Source organism: Ligilactobacillus apodemi DSM 16634 = JCM 16172 (assembly GCF_001434405.1).
Lineage (GTDB): Bacteria > Bacillota > Bacilli > Lactobacillales > Lactobacillaceae > Ligilactobacillus > Ligilactobacillus apodemi.
In genome coordinates this window covers 51,968-64,804 of sequence record NZ_AZFT01000002.1, presented here as the reverse complement: position 1 = coordinate 64,804, position 12,837 = coordinate 51,968, and the positions used below count along the sequence as shown (strand labels likewise).

The following is a 12,837-nucleotide window of genomic DNA, read 5'->3' as shown; positions in this document are numbered from 1 at the left end:
GAATAGGGACAGTAGGAATTAAGCAGTTTAGGTTAGAAATTGGGAAAGGAATGCGGGAATAAACCAGTGAAAAAATTTTTTACAAAAGATTTCTGGCAATTGCCGGAGTTTATGCACGATAAGCATTTACGCGTATTGGCATTGATCACGGTATTTGTAACGGTCATCTGCGTAATACTGGCCTTTAGTACCAATATTATTTTAGGTTATGTTAGTGTTATTTTAGCCCTAATAATGATCGTTGTTGCCTATGTGACTTTAAAAACAATTACCGAAGATACAACTGAATATATTTCTGATCTCTCGTATCGGATCAAACGGGGAGAACAAGACGCCTTGATCAAAATGCCGATCGGGATCTTGTTTTATGATAAAGCCAATCTGATCGAGTGGATCAATCCATATATGCAACGCTATTTTGGTAAACAAGAAGTGCTAGGGAAGCCTCTTTTGGAGGTCGATGCGCAATTATATGATCAAGTAAAGAACTATCAAGGCAAGGGGAAAGAAATTGAAGTTAAATTACATGATCGTTCCTATAGTTTAATAATCCAAAAAGACATCCATGCGATCTATTTGATGGACGTCACTAAATACGCTAAGATCCGTCAAAGATATGAAGACACACGGGTCGTAGTCGGGCAGATCTTCTTAGATAACTACGATGAAGTAACGAGTGCGATGAATGATAAAGATATCTCAAATCTAGGTAATTTTGTCACCAATGCGTTGTCCGATTGGGCACGTGAATTTGGGATCTACTTAAAACGAGTCGATGAAGACCGCTTCTTTATTTTGACATATGCTAAAACGTTAGCCGTGCTAGAAGAAGAAAAATTCAAGATCTTAGATGAGGTCCGCAAATGGACTTCGAAACAAAACTCACCTGTTACCCTAAGTGTGGGGATCGCCTATGGTGGTAGCGATTTGACTAAATTAGCCAAACTATCCCAAAACAATCTTGATCTAGCGCTAGGTCGTGGGGGCGATCAAGTTGTGGTCAAAGCCGTTGAAGGACAGGCACGTTTTTATGGGGGCAAGACAAACCCAATGGAAAAACGGACGCGGGTCAGAGCACGGATGATCTCCCAAGCTTTAACGGAATTGATGCATCAAGCCGATCAAATCTTTGTCATGGGACATAAGCATCCCGACATGGATTCGTTAGGTGCTTGTCTTGGAATCAGGCGAATCGCTGCGATGAATGGCAAACAGTGCTGGATCGTGTTAGATAAAGAAGATGTTCATTCTGATATTGAGCGCTTATTGACGGAATTAGAACAATATCCAAACATCAAAGGCTCGATTATAACCCCGGAAATGGCGTTGGAAAAAGCCACTAAAGACAGCCTTTTGATCATGGCTGATCACTCGAAACCATCAATGGCGATCGCACCTGATCTATATGAAGCCTTGAAAAATCGGGTCATGGTCATTGATCATCACCGCCGGGGCGAAGAATTTCCAGATAACCCGATCTTGGTATATATTGAACCTTATGCCAGCTCGACTTGTGAATTGATCACGGAACTTTTTGAATACCAATCAAAAGATAGTGAACCGATCAATAAGATCGAAGCTACAGCAATGCTTACGGGTATCATTATTGATACGCAATCATTTGCGATCAGGACTGGGACTAGAACCTTTGATGCGGCAAGCTATTTGCGCTCAGTCGGGGCTGATTTAGCAATGGCACGGCATTTTATGAAGGAAAATGTCACAAGTTACATGCAACGCAATCATTTAGTGGAACGGACTGAATTTAATGATGGAATCGCAATTTGTTGTGGTGAAGAAGAGCGGATCTATGATCCCGTGATCGCAGCGCAAGTGGCGGATTCTTTGTTAAATGTCAGTGGAGTCGAGGCTTCATTTGTGATCACCAAGCGAGCTTCTGGCAAGATCGGGATCTCGGCGCGGAGCAATGGTACCAAAAATGTCCAAGTTATTATGGAAGAAATGGGTGGTGGCGGTCATCTCTCCAATGCAGCTACCCAAATTGAAGATACAACGATCGCAGCAGCTAAAAAACAACTGCTTGCAATTCTTGCTAAAGAGCAGGAAAATAAAGAGTAGAAGAACTACGTATGGGAGGATTTTTTTATGAGAATCATTTTTACACAAGACGTGCGCGGTAAAGGCAAACGCGGTGAAGTTAAGGAAATTCCGGATGGATACGCAAACTTCTTGATCAAAAGTAATAAGGCTAAGCAAGCTGATGCAGCAGCGATGAGCCAATTACGCGGGCAAAAGCGAGCTGAAGCTAAAAAAGAAGCCGAAGAATTAGCCGAAGCCAAAGTATTAAAAGAAAAACTAGAATCAGGCAACTATGTGGTTGAAATCAAGGCTAAAGCGGGGACAGATGGCCGTTTGTTTGGTTCGATCACCTCTAAGCAAATTGCCCAAGCGATGGAAAAACAACATGGCTTAAAGATCGACAAGCGTAAAATGGAACTAGCAGCTCCAATTCGAGCAATGGGATACGCAAATGTGCCAGTAAAGTTGCACAATGATGTTTCAGCTAAGATTCGGGTGCATATTTCAGAACAATAATGAAGTAAAAGCGTTAGTGTGTGCTAACGCTTTTTTATGTACTATATTTTTAGTTAGTTAAGTGTGCATTCGCTATACAAAAAGCTAAGCCGATTAAATCGTTATTATTACTTGAAAGGATATCTTTTATGTAATATACTTGAGCATGAATAAGGGGCTATCAGTTGCAGCTGATAACCCCTGAACGTAGATCAAAGAAACATTGTTGGTGAGACTAACCGCTATTATTTATGGCGGTTAGTCTTTTTTATTGTCACGTACGCAGTGACACAAGCTAGAATGATTTTATCTAGTCTGAACACTAGTACGCTAAACAACATTAACAAAGCAATGTTCCTTTCTGTACCAAAATCATAAAAGTTCACCACCTAACGTTTAGCGATCGGGTGAATAGGGGTGACTCATGTTTCGATACTCTACTAAGTTACAAGCTAAGTTTATCAGACCCGACTTATGACCTGCCCACATTGTACGCTGAATGGATTAGGGATACAACTAAATTAATATAGCTGTAGCTTTCGAGAACTAGTAAAGCTCACAGCAAAAAATTTCACTGTGAGCCCGCGTTTGTTTTAAATTTGTTGAGAGTCGATGCCGTATTTGGTATCAACGAAGCGAATATAGAGGTTGCGTTGTTTAAATTTCCAGGTATCAGCAATTTTGATGAACTCATCATTATAGCGGATCGCAACATTCATCAATGAATTTTTCCCGGCTACATCAATTTCGTGGTAGGCGAGCGTGTATGTTTCAGCTGTGGCGAAGTGTTCATCTGGAGCAATCTCAATGAGCGATTGACCATTGAAATGGAAAGTGGTTTTGTAACGCTTAAGATTTTCACAAACAGCAAGAATCTTTGCTGGTGTTTTGAATGTTTGCGCGGGCGTTTCTTCGTTACCCGCAGCAAAGACGTTAAAAACGGCATCTGGTGCAAACAAGTCGGCTTGCTTTTTTGCTTGGCGCGTATCGGCGTAATGAGCATACAGATCTAGTATACGTCTGACCTGATTTTCGTTGTGAGAGTGTGTCATTTTAAATTCCTTTCTAACGAGGCACAGTGACAACAACTAGGGTCAAAAAACTGCTTAAATTTGCGACTTGTCCACATTGTACGTTAGAACGTGTGGACAAGCAACTAATATAGCAGTAACCGATATTTAGCATGAAAGATTTATATTTAAAAAAGGATGTACTAGGTATTTTTTCTAGTACATCCTTTTTAAAAGTGGTGCAAACAAAAAATCTAGAGTTTATTTACAATAACATCTAAAGGAATTTTGCCATTGGAAAAGATTGCTGTTCGACGAAGATCAGGTAGTGCAAGTTCTTTGGCAGCAAGATGTAAGGTAGGATTTTCTAATTTATTTAACGCTAGCGATCTAGGCAAAATTGTAACTAGATCTGATTGAGCAACTAGTGAAATTGTAGACTCATTATAGTTAGCCTCGCGAATTGTTGGTAACGAAAGTTGATACTGTTTAAAAATTTGTTTTATACGAATGTGAATTGGACAGTAGTCAGGATATAATAGTAGATTGAACTTTTGAAGTTCTTGCGCTGATAAGCAAGGACTTTTTATTTTAGAAAGATGTGTGTTGTTTTGAGAAAAAACTACATAGTAAGGTTCTGCCTGTAAAAAATATTTTTCAAAATTAGTAGTTAGTTCGTTTTCAAAATATTCATCCATAAAAATAACGTCTAAATTTCCCTGGTTAAAATTCTCAATTAGTTCGGTAACGTTATTGGTCAGTACGACTTGATTGGCATGTAAAAGGGCGTCAATAAAGAAACTTGAATATAATAGCGCAGCGATACTATCCAAAGCACCAATGTTTAGTTGATTAAATTGTGATTGCGGTTGGTTATTTTCTTGTAAATGATAGAGTGAATCGAAATCATGAATAACTTTTTTTGCTTGACCATAAAAGAGCTTTCCTGCAGGAGTTAAAGTCATTCCACGAGGGGAGCGGATAAATAATTTTTTACCAAAATAATCTTTTAGTTGTTTGATTTTTTTGCTGATAGCAGGCTGAGATAAAAGTAAGACCTCACTACTTTTACTAATGCTTTTCAGTTCAGCCACAGTTGTAAAAACGTATAATAGGTCAATATTTAGCGATTCATACATTAATGGTTTCCTCCATTAGGCATAACGAATAATTATAAGGGTATTATATATCGTTAATTCCGCAGGGTAAAAGATAATGATACGCTGACTAATAAGAAAGGAGAGAAGTCATGGGTAAAAATTATCTTTTAGGTGTGCTATTGTGCTTAGTTGCGGTCTTATCGTGGGGGGAATGTTTCCGATTATGGGACCTGCGCTAAAAATCATGGATCCATTCAATTTTACTTTATTTAGATATGGTATCGTTGCAATTATTTTTGCAATCATTTTGTTCTTTAAAGAGGGGGCACGTGCCTTCTTACCAGAAAAGCATTTTTTTAAATTGTGGTTTTTAGGAACATCGGCTTTTGCGGGATTTAGCTTTTTGGTATTTTTAGGACAAAAATTAGCTGGGACTTCTGGAGCGCTGATTGCTTCGGTCATGATGGCTGTCCAACCATTACTGGGTGTTATTGTTGGTTGGGTATATCGAGGAACAAAAACAGGAAAATTTGTATTAGTTTCAATGTTAGTTGCAGCCCTAGGAGTCTTTTTAGTTGTAACTAAGGGTGATCCAGCTTATTTATTAAGTGGTCAAAATACCTTGCTAGCAACAATATTGATTTTGTTAGGAGCCTTGTGTTGGGTGATTTATACGACTGGTGGTGCTGACTTTAAAGAATGGTCGATCCTACGTTATTCAACGCTAACAACGATCTATGGTGTGGCTTCAGTTATTATTATCTTAACGTTAGCGACTAGCATGGGATGGCTACAACTTCCAACTGTAAATCAAATTCAAGGCGTGAGTTTAGCTTTAGTGTATATGATCACTTTAGCCGGAGTAATTGCTGTCTTTGCTTGGAACTTAGGAAATCGTTTGATTGGGGCGTTAAATGGAATTTTGTTTATGAATTTAGTACCAGTAACGGCTTTTGTGATCACGATTTTACGTGGGTATCAAATTACAGGCTATGAAGTAGTTGGCTGTTTATTGACGATCAGTGCGTTAGTTGCTAATAACTTGTATAATCGCTATAAATTAAAATAACCAAGTATGGTCTGGAAAGCATAATTTGTTTTCTAGGCCATATTTAGTTACTGCAGATGTTAACCTAAAAGCATCCATTAAATCTTTTGATACGTAAAAAATCCCTAGAGAACCAAAATTTCTCTAGGGATTTGGTGTGCAAGTGCACTATTCTTCATACGCTAAGCATAACATTGTGAGAAAAATTTTTCCATATATGTTCTCTCATCATCGTTATCGGGAATAAATTTGACGAATTTGGATATAAAACAAACTAAGCATAATATTATTATTTAAGATGTAATTTTACATTTGGTAGTTCAACGATACGTTCACAAACAGGCTTAGGTCGTTTGAAGAATAGTGTCTCATCATCAATGTCAGTTCGTTTAATGATTGAAAGTGTATATCTTAGCTTTTTATTGGGATTACCATAAGCACTCATGTATAGGACACAATAATCCATAAAAACAAGAACAGTCCATTTATGCCAACTGTTATCAAGTGGTAGAGCAAAAATATTTGAAAATTTAGTAATTTTAGCTTGTGGGTAATTTGTGTCTATGAGCTTACGTAACTCTTGGGATGGAGCTTCACTAAAAGAAATGAATGTTTGGGGTGAGAAACGAATTGTTTGAATTAGCCAAGCCAATGGTATACATAATGAAAGCCCCACTACAAAGATTAAAACTTCAAGTAAAATTGAAATCCAGGATCTGTGCATGTAGAAAAAATCATAAGATAATGAATAAAATTCATATAGAGCTTCTAGCGCTATAATAATCTTTAATAGTACAAGTGAATTTTTAGAAATTGCAGTAATGCAGTGATTGCGCCAGAGATACTTATAGATGCGATACCAATCGCGCTTAGTAAGATGTGTAACAAACAACGAAATTCCCTCCTCGTAACTTTTTAGCATAGTGTATACATAACAAATCAGGCTACTTTCCATGAAGCAATTTAATTTTAGAGTAATCAGCAGGCCTTTGACATATTGGTTCAAGTTGTTTAAGAAAATCATTTTTATCAGCAATATCAGTACGCCTGATAACATTCAGTGGCATAAAACGTTTCCTGTGATCATACGGTGGAGGAAAATTTATGTACAGTAAGTAGCAATCTTTAAAAACTAGAACAGTCCATTTATAGTTGGATGGTGGCGAGAATAATCCATATTTTGAAATATAGGCTGTGGGATATTTTATTATATAATTGCTTGAGTTCGAAATCTGGCATAATTTCTTTTAAAGTGATGAACACTTTTGGGGAAAATTCACGAACGCATACAAGATAAAGCAGAGGAGATAAGACACTACCAAGTAAAATAAAAATAATGATATAAAAAATAGTGAAGTATGGATCTATTAGTATATAAGAAAGTGAATCCAATATCATATATAGGGCAACCAATTGATAGAAAATTGTGCATAACCTTATGAATGTCCGTTTTCCCTTTGTTGTTGGAACTAAATGTTCTTTCCAGAGATATTTATAAATTCGATACCAATCATATTTAGTGAGTTGAGTGATAAACATATCGTTATCCCCTTTTATGATTGAATTAACTAACTATATCTTTATGAAGCAATTTGACGTCAGAATAATTTATGATTCGTTCACAGACAGGCTCAAGTTGTTTACAAAAAGTCATTGTATGTTTTATGTCTTTATAGCTGATGATGCTAAATGCTATAAAATAGCGCTTAGGATTATAGGGCAGTTTGCCTTTTGCCACTAGTAAGTAGCAGTCTTCAAAGTTGATGATGATCCACTTACTATTAAAAGGGGGCTCAAACATTCCTTGATTGGGAGTGATATAAGCTGTCGGATATCGTTTACGTATTTTCTTCAGCTTAGCGAGTGAAGTTCCTTGCTTCAAAGTGATAAACACTTTTGGAGAAAATTTTCGCGATTCTGCCCAAAAGAGCAAGGGGTAGTAGAATATCAAAAGTGAGATCACAGCTATTGTCAAAAAAATCTCATAATAAGAAAGGTAATAAGTTAGTGGAGCACGAAGTAGCATTAAAAATAAAACACGAAGGACTATAGGAAAAAGAACCCATACTGCTAATAAAATTCGTAAAATGGCAACAATTTTTACACATATGCGCATTTTTTGAGGCAATAATTGTGCTCTCCAAAGATATTTATAGATGCGGTACCAATCACGTTTGGTAAGTTCAGTGATAAACAAAATAGCTACCCCCTAAAAAAACATGAAGCTATCGTACACCTACAGTTAATGGATTACAACTTGAAATAAATAGCTAAAATAGTGGTATTTCCGGGGTTAACTTCGATTTGCATTATGATTATAACTAGGTTAGAATAATTAGAAAATAAAAAGAGAAATTGTTTGATTTAAGTCGCAGAGCACGAAATTTATTTTAGATCTGAGGAATTGACGTGAAAAAAATCCACCTAGTTATAGTAGTTGTTGGAAGTTTATTACTAGGATATTTGAGTGTCCAACTTCCGAAAATTATTGGAAGCTTAACTGATGCATTTGTTCAAAATCAGGTTTTGGCTAGACCAATGATCGCACTAGCAATATTACTATTTGGAATAAATATATTAAATGCAATAAATCAGTATGTCACGCAAACTTTGGGCATTGAATATGCAGATGAGATGCGCCATAAAGTGATCGATAAGTATGTTTTATTAGATACTGATGTTTTGTTAGGGACTGGAGAATACCGGCAACTATTTTCTGCTGATATTCAAGCATTGCAACAATTTTTTGCAGCTACCTTACCTAAATGTCTGCAACAAAGTATAACTTTTTTACTAGCAGTTTATGCACTGGGAAAAATTGATCTATGGTTATTATTGGCAATTTTATCACCAATGGTCTGTTATACCTTGCCTACAAAATATTTCAATTATCGGCAAAAAAAGATCTTAGTAGCTTTGCGTAAAACGCAGATCGAAAGTCAAGAGATTGCTAATAATAGTTTTGAAAATAAAGCAGAAATCTATCAATTCAATAATGCTCCTTTTTTTGTAGAACGTTTCAGTAAGCAACAACAGCACTGGGCTGAATTATTTTTGAAAGTTGATGTTGCTAAAAATATCTTCAAAACTTTTCCCCGAACGTTAGACGCACTTTCGCTTGCGCTAGCATTCTTGATCGGGGGTTACTTATTTATGGCACACGCACTCACTTTGGGACAACTGGTGAGCATTTTAGGTTATCTTACATATCTTAATGCACCATTTAAAAATGTTTTTATCTTATTACTCGATGTACAGCAGGCACTTTTGGCACGACGCTCATTAAACAATTACTTAGCTTTAAAGGAAATCAAGTCAGGAGGTTTGTCGTTGCCGAAGCTAAACCAAGTAGAATTTATTCAAAGTAAACAATTAGTTGTAACACTGACTCCGGGAAAACATCTTTATTTATTGGGGAAAACAGGTAGCGGAAAATCAACTTTGTTTAACCAACTTTGTGGCTATGATGCTGGGTCAGATGTTGAAATCAAATATAACCAAAATAAAATCGCTTCGTTTAAACGCCAAGATTTACGCCGGCAAGTGACTCTAGTGGCACAACAGGGAATCATTTTACCAGGAACGATTCGTGAAAATATCTGGCTTACACCTGAAAGTCGACTTTTGCCTGCGGAACAAAAATTCTTTGATGATTGGGTCAGTCGCTTTGAAAAGGGGGCCGAAACAATAGTCAATGAAGATCACGCTGGATTGTCAGGGGGAGAAAGGCAGATCATTTGGATCTTACGTGCATTAGCGCAAGCAAAAGGATTGTTGTTATTAGATGAGATCACAGCAGCATTAGATGGGCAGATAGCTAAAGAGCTCACTAAATTAGTGGATGCACGCCAAGACTTGATCGTGATCGAAATTTTACATCGAACGCAGCATTTAAAGCCAACTGACAAGGTCTTATATTTAGAAAATGGGCAATTAGCGTACACAGATTTTAAGAGAGTGGGGCAAATAAATGATACGAACATTACTGCAAAGTAGTTGGCAAAGAAAAGGTGTGATCGTCTTAATAACTTTGGTGCGTTCCGTTATTTTGCTCTTAACGCCCTTATTGACCAAGGTTATTTTGACTGAGATATTACCACAAGAAAATCGGAAACTTTTAGTAGTTATTTGCATAATAATGGTTTTGATCCCAATTGTGACTTGTGGTTTGATCATCGTTGATTTATATTTGTCGTCTTTTGTGATCGAAAATGGTTATCGCTTACGAAAAAAACTATTTCAAATGCTACTGCAAAAACCAGGGATTACGCTGACTAAGGAAAAATTATTGCATCTTATTTTAGATGAATCTGAGGACTTAGTTGGTAGATTATTTAGAGGAATCGGGAACTTTTTTTGGTTATGTTCCACGATCATTATCGGATTTAGCCTCATGCTCGCTCTTTTACCAGTGGTCGGTTGTGTTGTCTTAGTACTGAGTTTAGGTTTAAATCTGTTACTTTATCGCCGATCAAAGGTGTTGGAACAAAGTAATATTGAATTACTTGAACAACTGACTGCATGGAATCAGTTGTCTGATTTGATTTTTCGGGGAAAACTAAGTATTTTAAATAATTATCCATTTTTGACTAAAATGCAAAACACTTGGAATAAGCAGGCTGAGAAACTAAGGGACACACAAAAAAAGATAAATCGTCAAGTAGCACACATTAAGTTATGGCAAGATATTATCCAAAGTTTATGTTTACTGACGATTTTTAGCAGTTTATTTTGGCAGATCGATCACAGTAAAACGACACTTATCGCTAATACAGTAGCAGTGTATCAGATATATCAGTGGCTGATTCCGGCTATGGAAGTGCTAGTTATGTTATTATTGGATTTCCGTCAAATCAAACCAGTGGTCACGCGCCTAGAACAACTGCAACAAAAACTTGCGCAAAAACAGTTGACCATAAAAAGTAGGACTACAGCTGGTGAGTTATTACCATTAGAAGTACAACCAGGTCTGTTACTCATCCCGGAAAAATTATTTTTGGAATCAAAATTCGTTCTCACTAAGGGTGAAAAAATTTGGTTTATGGGCAAGAGTGGTAGTGGGAAAACGACGTTACTGCAAGCAATATTACAGTACCCAGAAAGTGAAACGGCACGGCAAGCAAGGATAGATAAAATAAGCTTTGGTGGGCGTAGCATTGAGCTGATCACTAGAAATGAGTGGCAAGCTAAGTGTGTCTTTCTTACGCAAAAGATCAAGCTATATTACGGTACTTTGCGAGAAAATATTTGTTTAGAACGCAAGGTTTCAGCTGAAAAATTACAGTTGATCATGGAACTATTGCATTTTTCACCGGAATTACGCTTGCGTTTAGATGAAATGGTTTATCCTGATCAAGTTAATTTTTCAGGAGGACAACGCCAACAAATTGGCTTAGCTCGAGCTTTGGTGCGAAACCCAGAAATTTTAGTTTTAGATGAAAGTACGAGTGCCCTTGATCGTGAACTTGAAAAACAAATTCTTCAAAATATCGTGAGAAAATTTCCAGGGTTAACCATCTTATTCATTTCGCACCGCAACTATGATCACCAAAAATTGTTTACTAAAAAGCTAGAAGTGGTGGCAGATGGCGCTAAATTATGCATAAAAAACCGCACCAAAGACCTAGCCAAATAGGCTAACTCATACTAGCTATCTTAACCTAGGTTTTGTGTTATAATTGCAAGTTGTACACTTAATTTGCAGAAAGGATGAAGCTGGTTGGATAATGAACTTTTAAATGACAGCTTGCCACCGCAAAATATCGAAGCCGAGCAAGCTGTCTTAGGTGCGGTTTTCTTAAGCCCCGATGCTTTGGCTGATGCAATGGAGTTTGTAGAGGCAGATGACTTCTATCGGCGCGCGCACCAAATACTTTTCCAAACAATGATCGACTTAAACGACGATGGTGAAGCAATTGATGTTTTGACTGTCAATAGTCGGCTTGAGATGAACAATCAACTAGATGATGTTGGTGGTGTGGCCTACATCGCTGAGCTGGCTTCATCCGTACCGACGGCAGCTAATATCGGATACTATGCTAAATTAGTGGCAGAAAAGGCCGTTTTACGTCGGATGATCTCGGCGGCGACAAATATCATTACGCAGGCTAAAGAACAAGATGAGCCCGTCTCACAACTGTTAGAATCAGCCGAGCGTCAGATCATGGAAGTTGCTGAAAATCGGACGCAAAGTGGTTTTAAAGAGATCGGAAAAGTTTTGACCGATTCGTTAGATGAGATCGATAAACTTTCAAAACAAGAAGAAGATATCACCGGGCTTGCGACGGGCTACCGAGACTTTGATCACATGACGGCGGGCTTGCAACCAGATAACTTGATCATCTTAGCGGCCCGTCCCGCTGTCGGAAAAACGGCTTTTGCGTTAAATATTGCCCAAAATATCGGTACCTCAACGGACAAGACGATTGCCTTATTTTCCCTAGAAATGAGTGCAGAATCACTCGTTAATCGGATGATCTGTGCGGAAGGGTCGATCAGCGCTAATCATTTGCGTACGGGGCAATTGGATAACCAAGAATGGGCTAATTTGATCGTCGCAGTGGGGGCTTTATCAAAAACAAATATCTATATTGATGATACCCCTGGGATCAAAATGTCAGAGATCCGAGCCAAAAGTCGGCGCCTAGCTAAAGAAAAAGGCAATCTGGGTTTGATCGTGATCGATTATTTACAATTGATCGAAGGCTCAAACAAAGAAAGTCGCCAACAAGAAGTTTCCGAGATCTCACGGCAATTAAAGAAATTATCAAAAGAGCTCTCAGTTCCGATCATTGCATTATCTCAGCTTTCTCGTGGCGTTGAACAGCGCCAAGATAAACGCCCAGTCCTTTCAGATATTAGGGAATCTGGTTCGATCGAACAAGATGCTGATATCGTAGCCTTTCTTTACCGGGATGACTACTATGAACGAGCTGATGGTGAAGAAAAAGACGATGATAATGAAGATGAGATCCAAAATCAAGACGTTGGGGAAGTGGAACTTATCATCGAAAAGAACCGTGCGGGGGCGCGGGGAACTGTTAAACTCTTATTTATTAAATCGTATAATAAGTTTGCTAATATCTCATATATACCTGAGCCATCCTAAAATAGTTTTTGACAATTAAGGTAATAAGGATTAATC

The 12,837-nt window shown here is 37.7% G+C and carries 9 protein-coding genes and 1 pseudogene; 6 read left to right on the top strand and 4 right to left on the bottom strand.

All coding sequences use genetic code 11. The features are described 5' to 3' along the window. Positions 1–66: 66 nt before the first annotated feature. Positions 67–2,079: a DHH family phosphoesterase gene (locus FC32_RS00620; RefSeq protein WP_025087224.1), complete on the top strand. Its 2,013-nt coding sequence runs from the start codon at positions 67–69 to the stop codon at positions 2,077–2,079. Positions 2,080–2,106: 27 nt separating this feature from the next. Next, positions 2,107–2,556, top strand: a complete 450-nt coding sequence (rplI, locus tag FC32_RS00615; protein ID WP_025087225.1) for a 50S ribosomal protein L9 — start codon at positions 2,107–2,109, stop codon at positions 2,554–2,556. 572 nt (positions 2,557–3,128) lie between these two features. On the opposite strand, the gene FC32_RS00610 is transcribed toward rplI, so the two are convergent. Next, complete coding sequence (locus FC32_RS00610) at positions 3,129–3,587, bottom strand: nuclear transport factor 2 family protein (protein ID WP_025087226.1); 459 nt, start codon at positions 3,585–3,587, stop codon at positions 3,129–3,131. 212 nt (positions 3,588–3,799) lie between these two features. Further along, positions 3,800–4,684 carry a LysR family transcriptional regulator gene (locus tag FC32_RS00605; RefSeq protein ID WP_025087227.1) on the bottom strand — a complete coding sequence of 295 codons (885 nt, stop codon included), beginning with the start codon at positions 4,682–4,684 and terminating at the stop codon, positions 3,800–3,802. Positions 4,685–4,794: 110 nt separating this feature from the next. Here FC32_RS00605 and FC32_RS00600 point away from each other — a divergent pair. Next, positions 4,795–5,714: pseudogene (locus tag FC32_RS00600) on the top strand (DMT family transporter). A gap of 268 nt (positions 5,715–5,982) precedes the next feature. On the opposite strand, the gene FC32_RS00595 reads toward FC32_RS00600, so the two are convergent. Both FC32_RS00595 and FC32_RS00585 read right to left on the bottom strand, forming a co-directional pair. Then, positions 5,983–6,585, bottom strand: coding sequence for a hypothetical protein (locus tag FC32_RS00595; RefSeq protein ID WP_025087228.1), 603 nt, complete (start codon positions 6,583–6,585; stop codon positions 5,983–5,985). 672 nt (positions 6,586–7,257) lie between these two features. Then, positions 7,258–7,890 (bottom strand): hypothetical protein, encoded by a 633-nt coding sequence (locus FC32_RS00585; RefSeq protein WP_056957187.1) that lies wholly within the window; start codon positions 7,888–7,890, stop codon positions 7,258–7,260. A 212-nt stretch (positions 7,891–8,102) separates the two neighbouring features. Here FC32_RS00585 and FC32_RS00580 point away from each other — a divergent pair, with 212 nt between their 5' ends. The 3 genes from FC32_RS00580 to dnaB all read left to right on the top strand — a co-directional run bounded on the left by FC32_RS00580 (position 8,103) and on the right by dnaB (position 12,801). After that, positions 8,103–9,689, top strand: a complete 1,587-nt coding sequence (locus FC32_RS00580; protein ID WP_025087231.1) for an ABC transporter transmembrane domain-containing protein — start codon at positions 8,103–8,105, stop codon at positions 9,687–9,689. Then, positions 9,664–11,328 carry an ATP-binding cassette domain-containing protein gene (locus FC32_RS00575; protein ID WP_051533653.1) on the top strand — a complete coding sequence of 555 codons (1,665 nt, stop codon included), beginning with the start codon at positions 9,664–9,666 and terminating at the stop codon, positions 11,326–11,328. The genes FC32_RS00580 and FC32_RS00575 overlap by 26 nt, the downstream gene beginning before the upstream one ends. Before the next feature lie 84 nt (positions 11,329–11,412). After that, on the top strand, positions 11,413–12,801 hold the full coding sequence (gene dnaB / locus FC32_RS00570; protein ID WP_056957186.1) for a replicative DNA helicase: 1,389 nt from the start codon (positions 11,413–11,415) through the stop codon (positions 12,799–12,801). Positions 12,802–12,837: the final 36 nt, after the last annotated feature.

Excerpts from the sequence above, each read along its gene's own strand:
- rplI (WP_025087225.1), top strand. The coding sequence starts at position 2,107 with ATGAGAATCATTTTTACACAAGACGTGCGCGGTAAAGGCAAACGCGGT.
- FC32_RS00610 (WP_025087226.1), bottom strand. The coding sequence starts at position 3,587 with ATGACACACTCTCACAACGAAAATCAGGTCAGACGTATACTAGATCTG.
- FC32_RS00605 (WP_025087227.1), bottom strand. The coding sequence starts at position 4,684 with ATGTATGAATCGCTAAATATTGACCTATTATACGTTTTTACAACTGTG.
- FC32_RS00575 (WP_051533653.1), top strand. The coding sequence starts at position 9,664 with ATGATACGAACATTACTGCAAAGTAGTTGGCAAAGAAAAGGTGTGATC.